Below are 22,795 nucleotides of genomic sequence, written 5' to 3' on the forward strand. Positions count from 1 at the left end.
TTGACCAGGCGGTGTTCACGGTCCGTGCGGGCGGTCCCGGGACTACTGGGGCTGCGCGCCCGTCCGGTCGGCGATGCCTACGCCCAGGAGCGCGGACTTGTCGGTGCCGAGGTAGGTCAGCTTCGTCGCGTCGAAGACCCAGGTGACGCCGGAGCCGTTGGACTCCTTGAAGCCGAGACCGAGCCCCTTGCGGCCGGCGGAGTCGGCCGCGTCCTTAGTGACGACGACGCCGGGGATCTCGGCGGTGACCTGGTAGAGCGCCGAGTTCAGCGCGGGGATCAGCGTCGACTGCGGGAGCAGCGAGCCGATGTACTCGAAGAGGGCCTCGTCCTGGCTCGGGCCCTGTCCCTGGACATCGGCGCGGAGCTTCTTCGACAGGGCGTCAGGGTCGGTGGGAAGGGCGGCCAGCTCCCGGTACGTCGTGGCGTTCGGGTCGGCCTCCAGCGTCATGCCGCCGTCCCCGAGAAGCTTCTGGCCCTTCGAAGGACCGGACGTGAACACCTCGCGGGCCAGGCCGTTCCGCTTGCCGTCGACCGCCTGCCAGTCCTGGCGCTCGAAGACGTCCGTGCCCTGGAGCGTGCCGTCCTGGAGGACGTCCCGCGAGCCCGCGGTCTTCGTGTAGACGTACTGACGGTCACTCACCGTCGACGCCGGGCTCTCGGCCGCGACGGTCGAGATCCGGTCCAGCACCTCTACCGCCTGCTGGTGCGCGGCCGCGCTCGCCGTCGGCGCGGACGAGCCGAAGACGCCGGTGACGCTCGCCACGGTGACCGCTCCGGCGACAAGCAGCGCCGGCGCGGCGACCAGCGCCAACCGCCGCTTCCACGACGGGCGGGCCGCCGGGGCCACGACGGGGGCGGGCATCGAGTCGCGAGTGGTCTGTGCCATGAAACGCTCCTTGAGGAAAGTCCGTCGGCCGCGTGAAAGGTGCGGCTATCTATGGACTGTCCGTAGGAAGTGGAGCGTTGCGAGTTTTTTGACCGCGGCGCGATTCTGCTCGGGCGCGGCGGGAGCAGGGTGGACGAGAATGCCGGCCATGACTGACACCATCTCGCCGCTGGTCGCCCTGCTCGGTCTGGAACCGCATGTCGAGGGCGGCTGGTTCAAGGAGACCTGGCGCACCGGGAGTTCCGCCGTCCCGCCCGGCTACCCGGGGCCGCGCGCCTTCGCGACGGGCATCTACTTCCTGCTGCACCCCGGCGAACGCTCCGCCCGCCACCTTGTGCGCTCCGACGAACTCTGGCTGTGGCACCGGGGCGGACCGCTGCGGCTGCGCATCGGCGACGAGACCCACGTCCTGGGCCCGGCCGTCGAGTCCGGCGAACGGCCGCAGCTGCTGGTTCCCGCCGGGGTCTGGCAGTCGGCGGAACCGGCCGGCGACGAACCCACGCTCGTCACCTGTGTCGTCTCGCCGGGCTTCGACTTCGACGACTTCACACTCGACCCGTCAGCCCCCTGAGCAGCCGGATACGGCGACGCCGCCGCCCGGGTGAAGGGGCGACGGCGTCGGCGTTGGCCTGAGGTGGAGGTTGGGAGGGTTACTCCCACTCGATGGTGCCCGGCGGCTTGCTGGTCACGTCGAGGACCACGCGGTTGACGTCCGCGACCTCGTTGGTGATCCGCGTCGAGATCTTCGCCAGGACTTCGTACGGCATGCGCGTCCAGTCGGCGGTCATCGCGTCCTCGGACGAGACGGGCCGGAGCACGATCGGGTGACCGTACGTCCGTCCGTCGCCCTGGACGCCGACGGAGCGTACGTCCGCGAGGAGCACCACCGGGCACTGCCAGATGTCGCGGTCGAGTCCGGCGGCGGTCAGCTCCTCGCGGGCGATGGCGTCCGCCTCGCGGAGCAGGTCGAGCCGCTCCCTCGTCACGGCGCCGACGATGCGGATGCCGAGGCCCGGCCCCGGGAACGGCTGGCGCTGGACGATCTCGTCCGGCAGGCCCAGCTCCTGGCCGACCATCCGGACCTCGTCCTTGAACAGCTTGCGCAGCGGTTCGACGAGCTGGAACTCGATGTCGTCGGGGAGCCCGCCGACATTGTGGTGGGACTTGATGTTGGCGGTGCCGCTGCCGCCGCCGGACTCCACCACGTCCGGGTAGAGCGTGCCCTGGACGAGGAAGGCGACGTCCTCGCCCTCCGCGCCCGCCTCGGCGACGATCTCGGCCTGGGCCTGCTCGAAGACGCGGATGAACTCGCGGCCGATGATCTTCCGCTTCTGCTCGGGGTCGGAGACCCCCGCCAGCGCGGTGAGGAAGCGCTCCTCCGCCTCGACGACCTTGAGCTGGACGCCCGTGGCGGCGACGAAGTCCTTCTCGACCTGTTCGGTCTCGCCCTTGCGCATCAGCCCGTGGTCGACATACACACAGGTCAGCTGGGAGCCGATGGCCTTCTGGACGAGGGCGGCGGCCACCGCCGAGTCCACTCCGCCCGACAGACCGCAGATGGCGCGCTTGGTGCCGACCTGCTCGCGGATGAGCGCGACCTGCTCGTCCACCACATTGGCGGTGGTCCAGGTCGGCTCGATACCGGCGCCGCGGTAGAGGAAGTGCTCCAGGACCTGCTGGCCGTAGGTGGAGTGCATCACCTCGGGGTGGTGCTGAACGCCGTACAGCTTCTTCTCGTCGTTCTCGAAGGCGGCGACGGGCACGACGTCCGTGGACGCGGTGACGGTGAAGCCCTCGGGAGCGGCGGAACAGGCGTCGCCGTGCGACATCCAGACGGGCTGCTCGGCCGGGGTGCCCTCGAAGAGGGTGGAGCCGGTCTTGGAGACATGCAGCGGGGTGCGGCCGTACTCACGCGCTCCCGTGTTGTCGACGGTCCCGCCGAGGGTCGTCGCCATCAGCTGGAAGCCGTAGCACATGCCGAAGACGGGGACGCCGGCCTCGAAGAGCGCGCGGTCGACGCTCGGGGCGTTCTCCGCGTACACGGAGGACGGGCCGCCGGAGAGGATGATCGCCTTGGGGTTCTTGGCCAGCATCTCGGCCACGGGCATCGTGGACGGGACGATCTCGCTGTAGACCCGGGCCTCGCGGACGCGGCGGGCGATGAGCTGGGCGTACTGCGCTCCGAAGTCGACAACGAGGACGACATCGGGGGCGGCGGCGGGGGGCGCTGCTGGCACGGGCGGCCTTCCGGCGGTGATGAGCATGGGATCGGGTTACATCGATTCTAACGGGGGGCGATGACGCCATTTCGTCTCACCATCCGAACCCGCTGTGGTCCCGGCGGAGGCATCGGGTCCATACTGTCCGCATGCACAAGCAGCTGACCTTCGTCTTTACCTATGGCACCGGCCCGTCCGGCTGCCATGGTCGTGCTGCTTGATCTGACAAGCGACTTCCCAGGCGCCCCGGGCCGACAAGGCCCGGGGCGTCTGTCGCGTTCGGGGGCCTGCCGCTCCGGGGCATCTCTCCCCGACAAGGAACCCGACATGACGACCGACACCACGACCGGCACCACGATCAGCCCGACCCACACCGAGAAGACCGGCGCCCGTACGGATGAGGCGGCCACGCTCATCGGTGACGCGCGTGAACGTATCGACGCGCTGGACGACCGGATCATCGGTCTCGTCCAGGAACGCATGGCGGTCTCGGCCGTCATCCAGGACGCCCGCCTCACCTCCGGCGGCCGCCGGGTCAATCTCTCCCGTGAGATGGAGATCCTCGGTCACTACCGGGACGCCCTCGGCAAGCCGGGCACGGCGCTGGCGATGACACTGCTGGAGCTGTGCCGGGGCCGTATCTGAGTTCGGGGACCGCCCTCACCCGTACGGCGCGTGACCGCCCCCGGCGGGGCTTCGTTGGGCCGTACGGGCACGCAGCGAAGCAGAATCCCGCCGTGGCTCCGCCGGAGCGTGCGACGTACCGCAGGTGCGTCGTGGGACCTCGCCCCGGCGCCCGTGACCGGTCGGCAGGGGACAGCGGCCCGGTCACTCAAGGCCGGCCGGCCCGGGGACGCCCGGCGCCGGCCGGCCCCCCGGCTCCTCCCCCACGCGGGTGTGACGCAGGCCACTTAAAGATTCTGTGAAGTGGACAACAACCATTTCCGCACGTCACGGGTCTTGCATGCGAAACCAAAGGCCACACCCGTGACCCCCACCCGGCGGGCCCCAAGACTCCGCACCGCGTATTGGCGGTGCGCCGACTTCGCTGAGGTCTTCATGAAGCTCCGCCGCGCTATGGCCGTCGCAGCCGCGACCGCTGTCATAGCCCCTGCCGCTTTCTTCGCGGCCCCGGCCGCGTTCGCGACCGACGGTGACACGACCACCCCGCAGACCAGCGCCGAGTCCCCCGCACCCGAAATCTCCGAGACCCCGAGCGAGGGCGAGAGCACCCCGCCCGCCGGGGAGACCTCGGAGCCCGCCGGCGAGACGTCCTCGCCGGCCGAAGAGACCTCGAAGCCGGCGGAGGAGACCTCCAAGCCGGCCGAAGAGACCTCGAAGCCCGCCCCCGAGACCTCCGCGCCGGCCCCCAGCGAGGACCCGTCGGAGCCGGCCGACGAGTGCCCGACCGATGACGACGGAAACGACCTGAACTCCGCGCTCGAACTGGGGATCACGGGTCTGCCCGGCAAGATCGTCGCCGGCAGCGGGTGGCACTCGTTCTCGCTGCGCGCGACCAACACCTCCGACAAGGCGCTCGGCACCGTCGAGTGGGCGCTCTTCGTCGACAACTTCTCGGAGAGCTGGGAGGAGAAGGACTGGCTCAGCTCCTACGCCGAGATCGAGTTCCAGGACAAGAACGGCGCGTGGGTCTCGATCTCCGACGAGTTCGGCACCGGTGCCTACTTCGGCGAGACCGAGCTGGGCGCCAAGGCCTACGTCGACCTCAAGCTGCGGCTGAACATCAGCGCCAAGGCCCCGGCCGGCGACGGCTACGCGCTGGGCCTCGCCGGCTACGTGGACGCCGACCAGAACTGCTACCACAGCGCCTACGCCGACTGGTACTTCACGGTCCTGGCCTCCGGCTCCGGTAACGAGAACCCGGGCGAGGCCGAGCCGGGCAAGGGCGACAAGCCCTCGGAGGGCCCGAAGCCGCAGGGCGGCGCCAAGGAACTCCCCGCCACCGGCAGCCTTGCCGAGACCGGGTCGTCCTCCATGGTTCCCATCATCGGTATGGCCGGCGGAATCGCCATCGTCGCCGGTGCCGGCGTGATGTTCGCGATGAAGCGCCGCCGGGACGACGCCACCGCGTAAGGCATACGGACAGAGAGAGGCGCTGCACTCGGAGGGGGGTGCAGCGCCTCTTTCTGTCTCTCTGTCTTTCTGTCTCTCTGTCTTTCTGTCTCTCTGCTTCTGCCCGCCCGCGTTACTTCTTCTTCGGCGGGATCTTCGGCATCTTCAGGAACGGCAGCTTCAGCGCGCCGAACGCCTCCGGCGGGACCGCCGGGGACATCGGCTCGACCGGGGCGGGACGTGTGTACGCCGTGCCCGCGCCCTGTTCAGGACGCGGATCCGGCTCGCCCTTGTTGGGCCAGAAGGACATCGCGCGCTCGGCCTGCGCCGTGATCGTCAGGGACGGGTTCACGCCCAGGTTCGCCGAGACCGCCGAGCCGTCGACCACCGAGATCCCCGGGTGGCCGTACAGCCGGTGGTACGGGTCGATCACGCCCTCCTCCGCCGACGCGCCGATGGCGCAGCCGCCCAGGAAGTGCGCGGTCAGGGGCGTGCCCATCAGCTCACCCACATTGCTGCCCGGGAAGCCGTTGATCTCCGCCGCGATGAGGGTCGCGGCCCGCGTCGCCTCCGGGATCTGCTTCGGGTTGGGGGCGCCGTGGCCCTGGCGGGCGGTGAGCAGGCCCTTCCCCACGCCACCCGGTTTGCGGTACGTCGTCAGGGAGTTGTCCAGCGACTGCATGACCAGACCGATGATGGTCCGCTCCGACCAGCGGCGGTTGGAGAGCGAACGGAGCAGCAGCGCCGGATGCCTGGCCGCGTTCCCGAGCCACGCCCGTACCCGCCGCTCGCTGTGCGGCACCTGGAGGATGGACAGCGCGCCCATCGCGTTGGAGCCCCTGCCGTAACGCACCGGCTCGACATGGGTGGAGTCGTTCGGGTGGATCGAGGACGTGATGGCGACGCCCTTCGTGAAGTCGGCCTTCGCCGCTCCGTGACGCGCGCGATAGCGCCGGTTGTCGGTCTGCGCGCCCACCAGCGCCTCGGAGTTGGTGCGGGTCAGCTCGCCCAGCCTCGCCGAGATACCCGGCAGCAGGCCCCGGTCCTTCATGGTGTGCAGCAGCGTCTGCGTGCCGTACGTACCCGCCGCGATCACCACCCGGCGGGCGCGCAGGTCCTTCGTACGGCCCTTCCGGCGGGCCCGGCGGGCGTCCGTCGGCACGGTCGAGACGCGGTAGCCGCCCGCCTCGTCCTCGGTCACCGCGACCACCGAGGTCATCGGATGGATAACGGCGCCCGCCCGCTCCGCCAGATACAGATAGTTCTCGTTGAGGGTGTTCTTCGCGCCGTGCCGGCAGCCCGTCATGCATTCGCCGCACTCGGTGCAGGCGTTGCGCGACGGTCCCGCCCCGCCGAAGTACGGGTCGTCGACGGCCGCCCCCGGCCCGGCCGTGGCCGTACCCTCCGCGTCCTCGCCGTCACCGAAGAAGACGCCGACCGGGGCCAGATGGAAGCTGTCGCCGACGCCCATCGCGTCGGCCGCGGCCTTCAGATGGACGTCCGAAGGGGTCATGGTCGGGTTGAGCCGTACGCCGAGCATGCGCCGCGCCTGGTCGTAGTACGGCTTCAGCTCCTGCTCCCAGTCGGTGATGGACGCCCACTGCGGGTCGTTGAAGAACGCCGCGGGCGGTACGTACAGCGTGTTGGCGTAGTTGAGTGAGCCGCCGCCGACCCCGGCGCCCGCCAGCACCATCACATTGCCGAGCAGATGCACGCGCTGGATGCCGTAGAGCCCGAGGGCGGGCGCCCAGAGGTAGTTCTTGATGTCCCAGGAGTTCTTGGGGAGCGTCTCGCGGGTGAAGCGGCGGCCCGCCTCCAGGACGCCGACGCGGTACCCCTTCTCGGTCAGCCGCAGCGCGGAGACCGACCCGCCGAAGCCCGAGCCGACCACGATCACGTCGTAGTCGTACGCGCCGCCGTCGTCATCGGCACCGGCACCGGCACCGGCGACGCTGTCGGGCTGGTTTTGGGCATGGCTGTCCTGTGACACTGGCTCTCCTCGTTGAGAACTACCGCGCTGCGAACTACCGCTGCGCACTACCGCGTGGCGGACTACCGCAGCCGTAGCGCCTTCATGGCCCGCAGACTGCGGCTCATGAAGGCCGCGTACTTCTCGTCGTCCATCCCGAGGGACGGGGCCATGGGCAGGATCCGCTGCTGCGCGACGGTCTGGGCCTCGGTGTACTTGAGGATGCCCTCGGAGCCGTGCCGCCGGCCGAGACCGGATTCCTTCATGCCGCCCATCGGCGCCCGCACGCTGCCGTACGCCGACGCGTATCCCTCGTTGATGTTGACCGTGCCGGTCCGCAGCCGGGCCGCGACCGCCCGGCCCCGCCGGGCGTCCTTCGTCCATACGCTCGCGTTGAGGCCGTAGGGCGTGCCGTTGGCGCGGGCGATCACCTCGTCCTCGTCGCTGAAGCGGTAGACCGAGACGACCGGGCCGAACGTCTCCTCCGTACACACCGCCATCGGTGCCTCGACGCCGTCGAGGATGGTCGGCTCGTAGAAGAGCGGCCCGATGTCCGGCCGGGCGACACCGCCGGCCAGGACCGTGGCGCCCTTGGCGACGGCCTCCTCGACATGGCGGGCGACCGTCGTGAGCTGACGCTCGCCCACCAGGGAGCCCATGTCGGCGCCGTACGCGAGCGAGTTGCCGAGCCGCATGGCCTTCGTGCGGGCGGTGAACCGCTCGATGAAGGCGTCGGCGACCGACTCGTGGACGTACAGCCGCTCGATGGAGATGCAGAGCTGTCCCGCCGAGGAGAAACAGGCGCGCACCGCGCCCGTCGCCGCCTTCTCCACATCCGCGTCCTTCAGGACCAGCATGGCGTTCTTGCCGCCCAGTTCGAGGGAGACGCCGACCAGCCGGTCCGCCGCGCCCCTGGCCACCTCGCGGCCGGTGCGGGTCGAGCCGGTGAAGGAGACGTAGTCGGCGTGCTTGACGACCTCGGGGCCGACGACCGGGCCCTCGCCCAGCACCACCTGGAAGACCTCGGCCGGCAGCCCGGCCTCGATCAGCAGGTCACGGGCCCACAGCGCGGTGAGCGCGGTCTCGGTGTCCGGCTTCATCACGAGGGCGTTGCCCGCGACGAACGCGGGCAGGGCGTCGCCGACGGACAGCTCGAACGGGTAGTTCCAGGGCGCGATCTGGCCGACGACCCCGCGCGGCTGGCGCAGCTCGGTGACCTTGGTCAGGGTGGGGATGGCGCCGGTGTGGCGCTTCGGCCTCAGATACGACGGCGCCTTGCGCCCGTAGTGCCGGGCGGCGACGGCCACGGCCTGGATCTCTTCGTGGGCGTGCAGCCGGGCCTTGCCCGTCTCCAGCTGGATCAGGTCGAGCACCTCGGCCTGGCGTTCCAGTACGAGATCGTGGAAGCGGAGCAGCACGGCGGCCCGCTGCCGGACGGGCAGGGCGGCCCAGCCCGGCTGGGCCGCGCGGGCCCGCCCGAAGGCGGTCGCGACGTCCTCGGGCGTGGACTCGGGCAGATCGGCCAGCTTCTCCCCGGTGAAGGGGGTGTGGTTGGCGGTACGGCCGGAGCCGACGACGCCATGGGTGAACTGGGCAACCACCTCGGGGGTGACCACATCGGCCGCGGTGCGCGCGCCGGCCGGGGCGGCGGCCACCGGGTTGGTGCCGAGGGCGCCGGAGCTGACAGTGGGGGCCTGCGAGTCCGTCATGGGGCCGAGAGTATGCCGCATCCGGAGCTTTGGGTACCCGTCGGTAACACCTTTTCACCGGCCGTCCACCGGCCCCTAGGACTGCTCGATGTCGAGATGGTCGACGACGTTCGCGAACAGCTCCTCGCCGTCCTTCACGGCCGCGCCCTCGGCGGGCATGGCCACCCGCAGCCGCAGATAGACATCGTTCTCGTCGGGGATGACGAGTTCGTGCCAGCGGTAGCGGACCGGGTCGTCGTCCGACGTACTGTATTCCGTGTAGTCGACAACGGTCTCGAAGCCCTGCTTGCCCTGGTGCTCCGCCTTCTTGGTGGTGACCTTGGCGTCCTTGATCTCCGTGCCGTTCTCGCCGCCGCTCTCGTAGTACGTCTCCCAGACGTCCGGGTCCGGCGCCAGCACCTCATTGTCCGCCCGCTTCTGGACCCGCTCCACATAGATGTGGAAGACATCGCTGGGGTCGTCGTAGGCGACGTTGCTGGCGGGGGTTCCCCGGTCGTCCTGCGTGCGCTTGTACTCGTCGGGTACGGCGACCTTCGCCTTCAGGATCTCCTTCTCCTGACGGACCGACCAGCCCTCGGGCAGCTCATCGCCCCCGAAGGGACTGGCGAAGATCAGGACCAGGGCGACGGCCACGGCGAGCACCCCGCCGCCGAGTCCGTACCGCGCCGTGCGGTTGCCGTGCAGCACCGGCGGCACCCAGGCGCCGGCGCCCGTCACCCGCGCACCACCGCTCTGCAACAGCTGCGTCGCCGCGAGCGCGGCCTGCGGCGGGCGCGCCACCGAGTCGAGGGTCTGCCGGATCTCCGCCGCGTCCGGCCGCGCCGCCGGGTCCTTGCGCAGCAGCCGCATCACCAGCGTGCCGAAGGCCCCTGACCCGCGCGCGGGCATCTGCGGCTCCGCGGAGAGCACCGCCTGGAGGGTCGCGGGGGCGTTGGAGCGGCGGTAGGGGGACATGCCCTCGACCGCCGCGTACAGCACCACACCCAGCGACCACAGGTCCGACTCGGGCCCCGGCCGCTGCCCCAGCACCCGTTCGGGCGCGATGTATTCGGGCGAGCCGACGAACGCGCCGGTCTCGGTCAGGCCCTGCTCGCCCTCGATCTGCGCGATGCCGAAGTCGCTGAGCACGACCCGGCCGCCGCTCCCCAGCAGGACGTTGTCCGGCTTGACGTCGCGGTGCAGCACGCCCTTCTCGTGGGCCGCGGTGAGCGCGTCCAGCACGGCGAGTCCGATCCGCGCCGCCTCGCGCGGGTCGAGCGTGCCCTCCTGCAGCCGGTCGGCGAGCGACTGGCCGCGCACCAGCTCCATCACGATCCACGGCTTGGCGTCCTCGACCACCACATCGTGCATGGTGACGACGGACGGGTGGTCGATCCGGGCCGCGGAGCGCGCCTCCCGCTGCATGCGCAGATACACCCGGTCCCGGTCGTGCTCGCTCACGTGGTCGGGAACGCGGGGCTCCTTGACCGCCACATCGCGGTCCACGACCTCGTCGTGCGCCAGCCAGACCGTGCCCATACCGCCGTGCCCCAGCCTGGAGACGAGCCGGTAGCGGCCACCGAGCACCCGGCCCTCGGCCGGATCCCGCCGCGCGGTCTCCGTCGGCGCGTACCCGGGCGCCGCGGGACTCTGTGACTGCGGCGGCACCTGCGGCGCGTTCGGCGGCCGGAGTGCGTAACTGGTGGGCTCCTGGCCGGTGGGCTCGTTCACCCGTCCCCCGTCGTTGGTCATGCTCACATCCTTACGAAGTGCGGTCACGGTTGCCACGGTGAGAGCGGCCCCGTTCACTGTGCCCGTTTGCTGTGCCCGTTCACTGGCCGGAAGCGAGGGGCGGCGGCTGCCAGCTGCGCAGTACGGCGTCGAACTGCTTGCGCGTCGTCGGCCAGTCCTCTTCGGGGCCGGACATGTAGATCGCGTACTCCGTGCTGCTGTCGTCCGAGTAGTAGATCTGGTCGATCGCGTGCCGCCTGCCCGGGTGCGTCTTCTCCTCGGTCCAGGTGAACTCCCAGCTCGCCGAGTGCGTCTGGTCGCGGTAGGTGTTCGGGGCCAGCTCGATCCGGTCGTACTCCGGAAGCCGCTGCAGGCTCTTCTCCATGTTCAGCATGTGCATGTACGGGTTCTCGAAGTCGGGCGAGCCGACGCTGATGCGCAGGAGGTGGCGGCCGTTGTCCGGGGTGAAGTCGATCTGGTCGCCGTCCATCTGGCGTTCCCAGCCCTCGGGGACGTTGAGGCTGAAGCCCTCGTCGGCCCGGACATGGACCCAGCCCTCCGGTACGGAACCGGCCGCTGTCGTACCGCCGTTCGCCGTCCCGGCGCTTGCCGTCCCGCCGGTCGTCGTCCCGCCGGTCGTCGACTGGCCGGTCGTGACGTTCTCTTCCGGGGAGCCGTCGTCCTTTCCGTTCACGTACTGCAGCGCCGCGAAGCCGGCGCCGCCGCCGAGGGCGGCCGCGATGACGACGGCCACGACCCTCGTACGCCAGCGGCCGCCGCGGCGGGGCGCCGAGGAGGCGGGGAGCGGGGCGGGAACGGCCGAGGGAACGGTCACGGCCGGAGGCAGCTGCGCGCCGACGCCCTGCCGGTCACCGTCCGGCATGACCCGCGTCGGGATGTACGCGTGCGCCTCGGTCGGCGCCCGCCCCTCCAGCACTTCGCGCAGCATCCGCTCGGTCTCGGCCACCCCGGGCCGGCCCTCCGGGTCCTTGCACAGCAGCGCCGCGATCACGGGAGCGAGCGGCCCGGCCTGGTCGGGGTGGCGCGGCTCCTCCGTGACCACGGCCTGCATGGTGGAGAGCGGTGAGGTGCGGCGGAACGGCGAATTCCCCTGGACCGCCGTGTAGAGCGTCGCCCCCAGCGACCAGAGGTCGGAGGCGGGACCGGGATCGCTGCCCCGTACCCGCTCGGGTGCCAGATAGTCGATGGAGCCGACCAGTTCACCGGTCCTGGTGATGGTCGAGTCGCCCTCTATCGCCGCGATTCCGAAGTCGGTGAGCAGCACTCCGCCGTCGCGCGCGAGCAGGACATTGCCGGGCTTGACGTCGCGGTGCAGCACCCCGGCGGCGTGCGCGGCGCGCAGCGCGCCGAGGACTTCGAGACCGATCCTGGCCGCCTCGCGCGAGCCGATCCGGCCGGACTCCTTCGCCTTGTCGGCGAGGGAGGGGCCGTCGACGTACTGCATGACGATCCACGGCCGGCCGTCGTGCTCGAGGACGTCATGGACGGTGACGACGCCCGGGTGGGTGATCCGGGCCGCGGCCCGTGCCTCCTTCTGCGTCCGCTGGTGCAGTACGGCCCGGTCGGCCTCGGAGACGTACCGTCCGGCCGTCAACTCCTTGACGGCGACGGTCCGGTGCAGCACCTCGTCGTGCGCACGCCACACTTTGCCCATGCCACCGCTGCCGATGGACTCGCCCAGCCGGTAACGCCCGGCGAGCACGAGCCCCGTGCCCGTACCCGCCCCCGCGCCCATGCCCGTTCCCTGCGAATGATCCACGTCCCCCGCCCCGTTCATTGGTTTGACAGGGTACGGAGGCGAGGTACGGACGGGGAACCTCGGGTGGCGCACGGAAACAGCACTGTGACGCGCGGGCGCGCCCAACAGGCGTCAGTCCGCTGCCCGGTAGGCCTCGGTGGCCTGCTGATAGATCTCGCTGACCTTGTCCCGCTGACCGTCGGGACCGATGACCTGGATGATGTGGTACCGGTCGCCGACGAGCATGGCGAGGTTGCGCACATAGACCTCGCGGCCGCCGCTGTCCTGCCAGGTGAACTGGCCTTCCGCCATGGCCTGCTTGCCCACGTCGATCCGCCGCAGGCCGGAGGCGCCGGCCCAGGACGAGTCCCGGAAGGGCTGCAACTCCCGTTCCACGTTGCGCTGGTACTCCATGGGATCGCTGCCGCCGTCCGCCACGGTGTCCCGGCCGGGGACGACGATCAGCGTGAATTCCCCTTCGGTGTAGCGGACTTGCCTGCTCTCGTTGATGGGCTGTCGCTGCCAGTCCTTGCCGACGGCGATCCGGAAGCCCTCGGAGTCCTCGCGCAGCGTGTAGCCCTCGGCGAGATCGACGGCGGGACCGGAGGTCCGGGGCGCGGCGGACGTGCTGGGATTCGCTTCGCCGACTTGCTGCCCCTGCTGTCCCGTATCGGCCTTGGGCAGGAACATCACGGCGTACACGATGGCCCCCACGAGCAGGAGCAGTATCAGCACGAGCAGGGTACGGCCCAGCGAGCGGGGGCCACGGCCCCGGCCCTGCTCGTGCCGCTCCGGCCGCTCGTGCCGCTCCGGCCGCTCGTGCCGTTCCAGCCGCTCCGGCCTGCTCATCCGCTCCGGTCGCTCGCGCGGCTCCTCGGCCATGTGCTGGTGCTGGGGCCGCTGCTCGTACGGCTGCTGGTACGGGCGCTGTTCGTCGTAGCCGCCCCTGCCGCCCTTCTCCTTGCGTTCCTTGCCCTTCTTGTGGCGGTGGCGCCCCTGGCCCACGTCACGGCCGCGCCCCCAGCGCTTGCGCACCAGCTCGCCCCGGCGCCGCACTATCGGCAGCCGCTCGTCGACGGACGGCAGCGGTACGACGTCGAGACCGGCCTCCGGCTCGGGCGCGGACCGTACGAGCGAACGCAGCCAGCCGCGCAGCTCCTCGAAGTCCGGCCGCTCGGTGGGGTCCTGACGCAGCAGCGACTCGACGACGGGGCGCAGCGGGCCGCACTCCTCGGCGAAGGCGGGCGGTTCGGCGCAGACGAGCTGCACCAGCTCGGCGGCGTTCTCCTCCGGGTACGGGGCATGGCCCTGCACCGCGCGGTACAGCAGCGCGCCGAGCGCCCACAGGTCGGTGGAGGGTCCAATCGGCGGTGCCAGCTGCCAGTTCTCGTGTACGGGCCCGGCCTGTTCGGGCGCCCAGCGCTCGGTGACGGCCCCGACGACGGCGATGCGCGCCTGCCGGGCGCGCTCGGCGGCGAGGGGCGTGGCGGGACCGCGGTACGCGGGTACCGACCCGCTCGCCACGATCTCGTCCCACCGGCCCGCTCCGGCGGACTGCCCCGCCACGGCGGGCAGGTGCGCCGTCTGCCGCTGCGCGTCGGCGCGCATTCCGTCCCGCGGCCCGGTGCTCTGACCACCGCCGCCGCCGGACGCGGAGTAACCCGAGTCGCCGCCCCGGGCCATGGCCACGCCGGTACCGGGCGGCAGCGCGGGGGCGCCGCCCGGGCGGTCACCGGCCGGGGGAAGCGCGGGCATACCACCCGGGCGGCCGCCGGACGCCGGGAGTCCGGACGCCGGGAGTCCGGACGTGTCACTGTGGGCGGATCCCGAGCCGAAGGGGCCGGCCGAATCGGGGCCGTACGGGCTGCCGCCCGCCGGGACCGAACCCGAGGCGTCGTTCCACGGCGCGGGGCCGTCGCGCCAGGTGCCGGCGAGTTGGGCGCGGTAGGGCGTGGGCGGGTCGTCGTCCTCGTCGGTGTCCGGCTCCTCGAAGCCGCGCGGCGGCTGCGCCCACCAGTCGGGGTCGGAGCTGCCGCCGTGCGGCGGGTCCTGCGGCCCTTCGCCGGCTTCCGGCCGCCTCGGCGGGGGCAGCACGCCCTCGTCGGCGCGCCGGTCGTCGTCAAAGCGCTGATCGTCGTCGGAACGCCGGTCGTGGTCGGAGCGCTGGTCCTCGCCGGCACGGGCGGCGGCGCGCGCTCCCGCGCGGTAGGCGGCGATGGCACCGGCGCGCGCGGCGCGGATGTCCCCGGAGGCGTTCCCCGAGGCGTTCCCGGCGGGCAGCGCCGCCCGGCCGCCGTACGGGGCGGGGATCCCGGGCGTGCCGTGGTGCGGACGGGGCATCGCGCCGGACGTACCGGACGAGGTGCCGTCGTCGTACGGGAGGTCAGGGCGGGGCGCCCCCAGCGCGGCGCGGCCCGGCGAGCCGGGCACTCCCGCCGTCGACCCGCGATCGTAGGGCAGTTCCGGCGCCTCGGGCCCCGGCTGCTCCCGTGGCGGCGCGAGCTGCTCCGGCGGTGCGGGCTGATCCCCCGGTCCGAACTGGTCCGGTGGTCCGAACTGGCCGGGCGGCTCCGGCACCGGCGCGTATCCGCACAGCGCCTCCTCGGCCGCGCCCGCCGCGAGGCCGGTCAGCACCACACGTCCGTCGTCGCAGACCAGCACCGTACGGACGGTGATGTTCCGGTGGGTCCAGCCATGGGCGTGCAACACGCGCACGGCCGTGAGCACATCGGAGGCGATCTCGGCCGCCCGGTACGGATTCAGCGGCTTCTCGGCGAGCAGCGCCGCCAGCGGCCTGGCCGCGACCAGTTCGCTCACTATCCACAGCGAGCCGGCCTCCGCGAACACGTCGAAGACCTGGTCGAGACGGGGATGGTCGGGGATCTGGGCGGCGCTCTGCGCGGCCTCGATGGCCCGCCGCACCGCCGGGTCCGTGGCCCTGCGCGGCGCCCGCCCGGAGACCCGCCGCGGGGCCGCGGCGCCCTCCGCGTCGATGACCTCCGCGTCCACGACCTCCGGCAACGGCACTTGCCTGACGAGGACTTCCTGCCCGCTGTACGTGTCGAACGCCCGGGTCTCGACAAGTTCGAACTCGTCGGAGGGCGGCAACGGCAGGCGATAGCGGTCGGCCAGCACCCGTCCCGCGTAGTCGTCCACGACGCCTCCCCACACACGCTGTCTCCCGGTCCCGGAGACCCGCGAAACCGCCAATTCCGGTCGTTTACCGGCCCATTGTGGATGCGTACGGTTCGCGAGCTCTCACGATACGTGGCCGCAGGCAAACATGCCGCCGGGTCGCGGCAACCCGCTGCCGAACGTTCGCCTCCGGTACCCGAAATCGCCTCTCCCCACGGCCGGAACGAGCCGGTCCGTTCACCCCGCGGGCTTGAACGTCGCGTACGCCGTCTCGCGCAGCGTCGTGCACTCCGCCGCGTCCCACTCACTCGCCTTGCAGCTGATCATGATCGCGTAGCCGCGCTTGCCGTCGACCTTGAAGCCCCGGTTGAGGACCCTGATCCGCTCGCCGCCCTGGTTGCGCTCGAACTGCCAGTCGGCGACGGTCGGATAGCCGTTGAAGTCGGCCTTCTTTATGCCGAGGAGCTTGTAGGCCGAGCTGCTGCCACGCACCGCCGGTTCGAGTCCCTGCCACGCGGCGACGGCGTCGTCGGTCGGACTGCCGTTGAAGTCGACCTGGATGCGCGGGAACGCGCCCTTGGCGGTGTTGTATATGCCGCCGGAGTTACGGCCGGCCGTGTCGGTCAGGCGGAACCCCTTGGGCATCGCCATCGAGAAGCGGAACTGCTTGTCGCTGACCGTGGCGTAGCCGTCGGGCAGTTCGTCGCCGTTCCCCTTGCCACCGGAGTCGTCCGACGCGCCGGACTCGGAATCGCCGGACGGCTGCCCGCCGCCCGCGGCGTCGTCCCCCTGGCCGTCCTCGCTCGCGCCCGGGTCCGCGCTCTGCTGCCCCTTGTCGCTGTCCTGGGCCGCGCCGCCGGTCGTCGTCGCCCCGGCCGATGCCGCCGTGCCGTCCTTGCCCTGCTGGGCGTCGTCGTCGCCCCCGCTCAGGGCGACCGCCAGGACCGTCGAGATGATGGCCAGCGCGGCGACGACCGCGATGATCACCTGCGTGCGCCGGGGCACCACATCGGTGAGCGACGCCCGCGGCGGGGCCGGCCGGGACGGGGCCGTGGCGTCCGGACGGGGCCCGGACTCGGGCGTGGCCGCCGCCGCGTTCCGTACGGAGCGCAGCGCGCCACGCACCCGGTCGGCACTGGCGTCGCCCGTGTTCTTCGGGGACGTGGCGGACTTACCGGCACGGCCGTCGGCGGTCGCCGGCGGCAGCGGGACGACCCGCGTGGCCTCGGGCCCCGGCTCCGGCTCCCGCTCCGGCGCGGTGATGATGGCCTGGAGCAGCGTCCGCGCGCCCGCGTCGTCGAGCCGCTGCTCCGGGTCCTTGGCGAGCAGCCCGTAGATGATGGGTTCCAGCGGGCCCGCGTTCTTGGGCGGGTCGACCGGCTCGGTCATCACGGCGGTGAGGGTGGCGATGGCGGAGCCCTTGTCGTACGGCGGGCAGCCTTCCACCGACGCGTACAGCAGACCGCCGAGCGACCAGAGGTCGGCGGCGGGCCCCGGCTTGTGGCCGCGGGCGCGCTCCGGCGAGATGTACGAGGGGGCGCCGACGAGCATGCCGGTGGAGGTGACCGACGGGTCGCCCTCGACCTGGGCGATGCCGAAGTCCGTGAGCACGACGCGCCCGTCCTCGGCGATCAGCACATTGGACGGCTTCACATCGCGGTGCAGGATGCCCTCGCGGTGCGCGGAGCGCAGCACGTCGAGGATCACGAGGCCCACCTCGGCGGCGCGCCTGGGGGTGAGCGTGCCGTCCTCGCGGATGGCCTCGGCGAGCGACTTGCCCTCGACCAGTTCCATGACGATCCAGGGCCGGTCGTCCTCGTCGACGACGTCGTAGACCGTCACCGCGCCGCTGTTGCGGATCCGGGCGATGGCCTTGGCCTCGCGCAGGGTGCGGGTGATGAGCCGGCGCTTCTCGTCCTCGTCGATGCTGGTCGGAAAGCGCAGTTCCTTCACGGCGACCGTACGGCCGAGGGTCTCGTCGAGAGCCCGCCATACCGTGCCCATGCCCCCGCGCCCGAGGACCCCGCCCAGCCGGTATCTGCCCGCGAGCAGGCGCCCTTCCGGGCTGTCGTCGGCGCTCTTCCTCGTGTCCTGCTGGGGCTCCTGCGCCGTGTCCCGCGACTGCTCCGACTCCGACATGCGTCCCCTCTGCGATCCCTGATCCTGGCCCGCGACTGCAGCCCGCCCACGCGGTGCCGTAACGCGCCCTGGCAGAGCCTTCATTGTCCCTCATTCCGGGACGGCCGGTACTCCCGGGTCCGGTGTCCGCCAGGATGGGGCCGGAGGAAGGGATCCCACCATGCCACTACCCCGGGCCCGGCTGAGCACCCCGCTGGTCATGGCCCTCTTCGGACTTGGCGCGAGTGTGCTGGGAACGGGTGTGCCGAGTAAGGGTGTACGGGATACGACGGCGGAGCCGGGCCGGCCCTCGCCCGCGCCCGCCTCTCAGGTCCTTCCCCTGCCCGCCTCCCAGGTCCTTCCCCTGCTCGTCTCCCGGGGCCGTGCTCCGGGCGCCGCCCTGCTCTCCCGTTCCGCGGCCGGCTCCACCCGGTTCGAGACCGCCGGATCCGGGATCCGCCGCGCCGACCGCTTCCGCGCCGGCAGCGTCACCAAGACCCTGCTGGCGACCGTCGTCCTCCAGCTGGCCGCCGAAGGCAGGCTGAAGCTGTCCGACACCGTCGACCGTCATCTGCCCGGACTCGTGCGCGGCCACGGCAACGACGGCCGCCTGCTCACCCTGCGCGCTCTGCTCACCCACACCAGCGGTCTGTACGACTACACCGCCGAGGACTCCGCACCCGGCCCGACCACTCCCCTGGCCGCGATCCGTACCGCGCTCGCCCACGCGCCGGGCCCGCTCGGCTCGTACGCGTACTCCAACACGGACTACATCCTGCTCGGCCTGATGGTCGAGCAGGTGACAGGCCGTTCGTACGCGGCCGAGGCCGAGGCCCGCGTGATCGTCCCCCTCGGTCTCACCGGTACGTCCTTCCCCGGCGACCGCACCACGCTCCCCTCCCCGCACGGCCGCGCCTACAGCCGCACCCCGGGCCCCGGCCACCCGCTGCGCGACGTCACCGAACTCGACCCCCGCCCGGCGGGCGCGGCCGGTGAGCTGATCTCCACGCTCGACGATCTCGACCGCTTCTACACCGCCCTGCTCAGCGGCGAGCTCCTCCCCGCGCCCCAGCTGCGCGAGCTGCTGGACACCGGCGCCGCACACGGCGCCTACGGCATGGGCGTCTACCCGGAGCGGCTCTCCTGCGGTATCACCGTCTGGGGCCACAACGGCCGGATCGCGGGCAGTTACGTCCGTACCGCCGCCACCGCCGACGGCCGCCGCACCTTCACCTTCCGCGTCAACACGGACGCGCTCGCCGATAACTCCCTCGAACCGGCCCTCCTGGACGAGGAGTTCTGCGCGTCCTGAAGGGCCGGCACATGCGGCGGCGGGAGCAGTGGGAGCGGCGGGCGGGGGCCGTCAGATCGGCACGATGTCCGGCGCACCCAGCCGCGCCGCGTCGGCCGTCTGGTCGTCCGGCTGCCGCTGCGACTCGCGCTCCGCCTCCACCCGCTTCTCGTAGTGCTCGATCTCCCGCTCGATCCGGCTCTTGTCCCAGTCGAGCACCGGAGCCATCAGCTCCGCGCACTCCCGCGCGCTGCGCGTCCCCCGGTCGAAGGTCTCGATCGATATCCGGGTCCGCCGGGTGAGCACGTCATCGAGATGGCGCGCCCCTTCGTGCGAGGCGGCGTAGACGACCTCGGCGCGCAGATAGTCCTCGGCGCCGCCGAGCGGCTCGCCCAGACCGGGATCGGCGGCGATCATTTCGAGCAGCTCCTCGACGAGCGTGCCGTAGCGGTTCAGCAGATGCTCCACGCGGACCACATGGATCCCGGTCCGCTGCGCCATCCTCGCCCGCGCGTTCCACAGCGCGTGATATCCCTCGGCGCCGAGCAGCGGCACATCCTCCGTGACACAGTCCGCCACCCGCTGGTCGAGGCCGTGCACCGCCTCGTCCACCGCGTCCTTGGCCATCACCCGGTAGGTCGTGTACTTGCCTCCGGCGACGACCACCATGCCGGGCACCGGATGCGCGACCGTGTGCTCACGCGACAGCTTGCTGGTCGCGTCGGACTCCCCGGCGAGGAGCGGCCGCAGGCCCGCGTACACCCCCTGCACGTCGTCCCGCGTCAGCGGCACGGACAGCACGGAGTTCACATGCTCCAGCAGATAGTCGATATCGGCGCTGGAGGCCGCCGGATGGGCCTTGTCCAGGTCCCAGTCGGTGTCGGTGGTGCCCACGATCCAGTGCCGGCCCCAGGGGATGACGAACAGCACCGACTTCTCGGTCCGCAGGATCAGCCCGGTCGAGGAGTGGATCCGGTCCTTGGGTACGACCAGATGGATGCCCTTGGAGGCCCGGACGTGGAACTGCCCGCGCTCGGCGATCAGCGCCTGGGTGTCGTCCGTCCACACGCCGGTGGCGTTGACGACCTGCTTGGCCCGGATCTCGTACTCCCCGCCGCCCTCCACGTCCTGGACGCGTGCGCCGACCACCCGCTCGCCCTCCCGCAGGAAGCCGACGACCCGCGCCCGGTTGGCGACCTGCGCGCCGTAGGTCGCGGCCGTACGGACCAGGGTGGCCACATAGCGGGCGTCGTCCATCTGGGCGTCGTAGTACTGCAACGCCCCGACCAGCGCGTCCTTCTTCAGACAGGGCGCCACCCGCAGCGCGCGCCGCCGCGAGAGATGGCGGTGGGCCGGCAGTCCGCGTCCGTGCCCGGACGATATGGACATCGCGTCGTACAGCGCGACGCCCGAGCCGGCGTAGAGCCGCTCCCAGCCCTTGTGCTGCAACGGGTACAGGAAGGCCACCGGCTTCACCAGATGGGGCGCCAGCTTCTCCAGCAGCAGCCCCCGCTCCTTCAGGGCTTCCCGCACGAGCGCGAAGTCGAGCATCTCCAGATAGCGCAGACCGCCGTGGATCAGCTTGCTCGACCGGCTCGATGTGCCGGACGCCCAGTCGCGCGCCTCCACGAGGCCGGTCGCCAGTCCTCTGGTGACGGCGTCGAGAGCGGTCCCCGCCCCGACCACCCCCGCGCCCACCACCAGCACGTCCAGTTCACGCTCGGCCATCGCCGCAAGCGCTTGGGTGCGCTCCGCAGGTCCCAGTGTCGCTGTCCTCACTGCTGCCTCCCGTCGTCCCCCGCGTGGTCGGGCTCACAGATCGATTCTGTCCGCACTGCGCGACTTCAGCCACCGCCTGTGGATAACGCCGGCCGACGATCGGCCCGGCCCCCGACAAACCAGACTCTCCCCGGCCACGCAATGCCACATAACGGTCATATTTACGCCTAGTCTGACATTGCGCGTGCCCGTTCTGTCCACACGGCTTGCGTCCACTGTCCACTCCGGCTAAGGGAAGGACGGCCTCCACCGCCATGCCCGCAGATCTCGCCGTCATCGGACTCGGCCATCTCGGCCTGCCCCTCGCCCAGGCCGCCGTTGCCGCCGGTATCGACACCATCGGCTACGACACCGACCCACGGCCCGTCGCGGAGCTGGCCGCCGGCCACACCCCCGTCGACGGTCCCCTCACCGCCTCGGACGTCCGCCGGATGCTCTCGGGGGGGTTCCGGCCCACCACCAACCCGACCGAGCTGGGCCGGGTCCGTACCGCCGTCATCTGCGCGCCCGCCCCCCTCGGCGCCGACCGCACCCCGGATCTGACCGCCATCGGCGAGGCGGCCCGCGCGCTGGCCGCCCGGCTGCGCCCGCACACCACCGTGCTGCTGGAATCGCCCGTGGCGCCCGGCACCACGGAGGGCTTCCTCAGGACCATCCTGGAGGAGGGCTCGGGCCTGCGGGCGGGACGCGACTTCCACCTCGCGTACTCCCCCGGCCGGCTCGACCCCGGCAACCGCACCCACGGCCTCGCCAACACCCCCAAGGTGATCGGCGGCCTCACCCCCGCCTGCACCGAATCGGCCGCCGCCTTCTACGGCCGCCTCACCGACAAGGTGGTCCGGGCGCGCGGCCCGCGCGAGGCCGAGACCGTCAAGCTCCTCGAAACCAACTTCCGGCATGTGAACATCGCACTGGTCAATGAGATGGCCGTGCTCTGCCACGACCTCGGCGTCGATCTCTGGGACGTCATCCGCTGCGCGGAGACCAAGCCGTTCGGCTTCCATTCCTTCCGGCCGGGCCCCGGCGTCGGCGGCCACGGCGTGCCGATGGATCCCAGCTATCTGCCGCACGCCGGCCGCACCCCCGGCCACCCGCTGCGCATGGTCGGCCTCGCCCAGGAGATCAACACCCGGATGCCGCAGTACGTCATCCAGCGCTGCGCGGCCCTCCTCAACGAACACGGCAAGTCCGCGCGGGGCGCCCGGGTGCTGCTCCTCGGCGTCACCTACAAACAGGACCTCGCCGACCAGGAGAGCTCACCGGCCACCGAGATCGCCTGCCGGCTGATGGATCTGGGCGCCGCCGTCAGCTACCACGATCCATACGTCTCCGACTGGCGCGTGCGCCAGCTGCCCGTACCGCGCGCGGACTCGCTCTACGAGGCCGCGGCCAACGCCGATCTGACAGTGCTGCTCCAGCACCACCGCACGTACGACCTCCAGGGCCTCGCGGTCAAGGCCCAGCTGCTGCTGGACACCCGGGGGGCGAGCCCGGCGGGCACGGCGTACCGGCTCTGAAATCGCGTACGGGACTGTCGGACCTGCCTGCTACTGTCCAGGGCCATCGTGCGCAAGTCATGCGCACGACACTTTCCCTGGGGGGAATTCCCGCATGAGCCAGCCCGTTCCGCCGCCCGGCAATCCATTCGCCGAGGGCGCCGCCCCGTCCGGCAATCCGTCCGGCAACCCGTTCGCCGAGGGCGCCTCCCCGTTCGCCCCGCCGCCCCCGCCCGTCCGCGCGAACATCGGTCTCGGTCTGGCGGCGGCCCTGGTCGCCGCCCTCGTCGCCGCCGGGGTCTACGGCGGGATCATGGGGGCCATCGAGCGGGAGATCGGCTGGGCCGCGATCGGCGTCGGCTTCCTGACCGGATTCGCCGCAGGCAAGGTGGGCGGCCCCCATCCCGTCCTGCCGGTCGTCAGCGCGGTCCTGTCCCTGGGCGCCGTCTATCTCGGACAGCTGGTCGGCATCGCGATCCTCTTCGGCAAGGATCTGAACGTGTCCGCGACGGACGTCTTCCTCGACCACCTCGATGTCGTCACCGCGGCCTGGAGCGAGGGCACGGACGTCATGAGCTTCCTGTTCTTCGCGCTCGCCGCCTTCGCCGCCTTCTCGGGCGCCAAGAAGGCCTCTTTCTAAAAGACATGG

General features: G+C 71.7%; 14 protein-coding genes and 1 pseudogene. 6 read left to right on the forward strand and 9 right to left on the reverse strand.

Annotated elements, in window-relative coordinates; all coding sequences use genetic code 11:
- Positions 1 to 42 precede the first annotated feature (42 nt).
- A pseudogene (locus tag ACFVWW_RS24770) lies at positions 43 to 909 on the reverse strand (CU044_5270 family protein); the annotation flags it as partial.
- 127 nt (positions 910 to 1,036) lie between these two features.
- Between ACFVWW_RS24770 and ACFVWW_RS24775 the strand changes: the two are divergent.
- Positions 1,037 to 1,459 (forward strand): cupin domain-containing protein, encoded by a 423-nt coding sequence (locus ACFVWW_RS24775; RefSeq protein WP_384189479.1) that lies wholly within the window; start codon positions 1,037 to 1,039, stop codon positions 1,457 to 1,459.
- Between the two features lie 79 nt (positions 1,460 to 1,538).
- Here the strand turns inward: ACFVWW_RS24775 and guaA are convergent, their stop codons facing one another.
- Entirely contained in the window at positions 1,539 to 3,125 is a 1,587-nt protein-coding gene (gene guaA / locus ACFVWW_RS24780) for a glutamine-hydrolyzing GMP synthase (RefSeq protein ID WP_384336322.1), read from the reverse strand.
- Between the two features lie 309 nt (positions 3,126 to 3,434).
- Between guaA and ACFVWW_RS24785 the strand changes: the two genes are divergently transcribed.
- Both ACFVWW_RS24785 and ACFVWW_RS24790 read left to right on the forward strand, forming a co-directional pair.
- Positions 3,435 to 3,752: a chorismate mutase gene (locus tag ACFVWW_RS24785; RefSeq protein WP_384189483.1), complete on the forward strand. Its 318-nt coding sequence runs from the start codon at positions 3,435 to 3,437 to the stop codon at positions 3,750 to 3,752.
- A gap of 432 nt (positions 3,753 to 4,184) precedes the next feature.
- On the forward strand, positions 4,185 to 5,201 hold the full coding sequence (locus ACFVWW_RS24790) for an LPXTG cell wall anchor domain-containing protein (protein ID WP_386879147.1): 1,017 nt from the start codon (positions 4,185 to 4,187) through the stop codon (positions 5,199 to 5,201).
- Between the two features lie 112 nt (positions 5,202 to 5,313).
- Here the strand turns inward: ACFVWW_RS24790 and ACFVWW_RS24795 are convergent, their stop codons facing one another.
- From ACFVWW_RS24795 to ACFVWW_RS24820, 6 genes are all read right to left on the reverse strand, one after another.
- Positions 5,314 to 7,170 carry a GMC oxidoreductase gene (locus tag ACFVWW_RS24795; RefSeq protein ID WP_386879146.1) on the reverse strand — a complete coding sequence of 619 codons (1,857 nt, stop codon included), beginning with the start codon at positions 7,168 to 7,170 and terminating at the stop codon, positions 5,314 to 5,316.
- A 62-nt stretch (positions 7,171 to 7,232) separates the two neighbouring features.
- Positions 7,233 to 8,858 carry a succinic semialdehyde dehydrogenase gene (locus tag ACFVWW_RS24800; RefSeq protein ID WP_386879145.1) on the reverse strand — a complete coding sequence of 542 codons (1,626 nt, stop codon included), beginning with the start codon at positions 8,856 to 8,858 and terminating at the stop codon, positions 7,233 to 7,235.
- Between the two features lie 75 nt (positions 8,859 to 8,933).
- The gene (locus ACFVWW_RS24805; RefSeq protein WP_384336314.1) at positions 8,934 to 10,589 is read right to left on the reverse strand and encodes a serine/threonine-protein kinase; all 1,656 of its coding nucleotides are present in this window, start codon (positions 10,587 to 10,589) and stop codon (positions 8,934 to 8,936) included.
- A 79-nt stretch (positions 10,590 to 10,668) separates the two neighbouring features.
- Positions 10,669 to 12,324, reverse strand: coding sequence for a serine/threonine-protein kinase (locus ACFVWW_RS24810; protein WP_386879153.1), 1,656 nt, complete (start codon positions 12,322 to 12,324; stop codon positions 10,669 to 10,671).
- 135 nt (positions 12,325 to 12,459) lie between these two features.
- Positions 12,460 to 15,483, reverse strand: a complete 3,024-nt coding sequence (locus ACFVWW_RS24815) for a protein kinase (protein WP_386879144.1) — start codon at positions 15,481 to 15,483, stop codon at positions 12,460 to 12,462.
- Positions 15,484 to 15,699: 216 nt separating this feature from the next.
- Positions 15,700 to 17,601, reverse strand: coding sequence for a serine/threonine-protein kinase (locus ACFVWW_RS24820; protein WP_386879143.1), 1,902 nt, complete (start codon positions 17,599 to 17,601; stop codon positions 15,700 to 15,702).
- A 160-nt stretch (positions 17,602 to 17,761) separates the two neighbouring features.
- Here ACFVWW_RS24820 and ACFVWW_RS24825 point away from each other — a divergent pair, with 160 nt between their 5' ends.
- A complete protein-coding gene (locus ACFVWW_RS24825) occupies positions 17,762 to 18,892 on the forward strand; it encodes a serine hydrolase domain-containing protein (RefSeq protein WP_386879142.1) in 1,131 nt (376 codons plus the stop codon).
- A gap of 51 nt (positions 18,893 to 18,943) precedes the next feature.
- On the opposite strand, the gene ACFVWW_RS24830 is transcribed toward ACFVWW_RS24825, so the two are convergent.
- Positions 18,944 to 20,650, reverse strand: coding sequence for a glycerol-3-phosphate dehydrogenase/oxidase (locus ACFVWW_RS24830; protein WP_384336305.1), 1,707 nt, complete (start codon positions 20,648 to 20,650; stop codon positions 18,944 to 18,946).
- 254 nt (positions 20,651 to 20,904) lie between these two features.
- Between ACFVWW_RS24830 and ACFVWW_RS24835 the strand changes: the two genes are divergently transcribed.
- Positions 20,905 to 22,167 (forward strand): nucleotide sugar dehydrogenase, encoded by a 1,263-nt coding sequence (locus ACFVWW_RS24835; protein ID WP_384189501.1) that lies wholly within the window; start codon positions 20,905 to 20,907, stop codon positions 22,165 to 22,167.
- Between the two features lie 94 nt (positions 22,168 to 22,261).
- The gene (locus ACFVWW_RS24840) at positions 22,262 to 22,786 is read left to right on the forward strand and encodes a hypothetical protein (RefSeq protein WP_384189503.1); all 525 of its coding nucleotides are present in this window, start codon (positions 22,262 to 22,264) and stop codon (positions 22,784 to 22,786) included.
- Positions 22,787 to 22,795: the final 9 nt, after the last annotated feature.

The sequence above is a fragment of the Streptomyces sp. NPDC058198 genome (genome assembly GCF_042882605.1).
Lineage (GTDB): Bacteria > Actinomycetota > Actinomycetes > Streptomycetales > Streptomycetaceae > Streptomyces.

Coding starts and splice junctions, on each gene's coding strand:
- ACFVWW_RS24835 (WP_384189501.1), top strand. CDS start 20,905: ATGCCCGCAGATCTCGCCGTCATCGGACTCGGCCATCTCGGCCTGCCC.
- ACFVWW_RS24820 (WP_386879143.1), bottom strand. CDS start 17,601: ATGTCGGAGTCGGAGCAGTCGCGGGACACGGCGCAGGAGCCCCAGCAG.
- ACFVWW_RS24825 (WP_386879142.1), top strand. CDS start 17,762: ATGCCACTACCCCGGGCCCGGCTGAGCACCCCGCTGGTCATGGCCCTC.
- ACFVWW_RS24810 (WP_386879153.1), bottom strand. CDS start 12,324: ATGGGCGCGGGGGCGGGTACGGGCACGGGGCTCGTGCTCGCCGGGCGT.
- ACFVWW_RS24785 (WP_384189483.1), top strand. CDS start 3,435: ATGACGACCGACACCACGACCGGCACCACGATCAGCCCGACCCACACC.
- ACFVWW_RS24775 (WP_384189479.1), top strand. CDS start 1,037: ATGACTGACACCATCTCGCCGCTGGTCGCCCTGCTCGGTCTGGAACCG.
- ACFVWW_RS24790 (WP_386879147.1), top strand. CDS start 4,185: ATGGCCGTCGCAGCCGCGACCGCTGTCATAGCCCCTGCCGCTTTCTTC.
- ACFVWW_RS24840 (WP_384189503.1), top strand. CDS start 22,262: ATGAGCCAGCCCGTTCCGCCGCCCGGCAATCCATTCGCCGAGGGCGCC.
- ACFVWW_RS24800 (WP_386879145.1), bottom strand. CDS start 8,858: ATGACGGACTCGCAGGCCCCCACTGTCAGCTCCGGCGCCCTCGGCACC.
- ACFVWW_RS24805 (WP_384336314.1), bottom strand. CDS start 10,589: ATGACCAACGACGGGGGACGGGTGAACGAGCCCACCGGCCAGGAGCCC.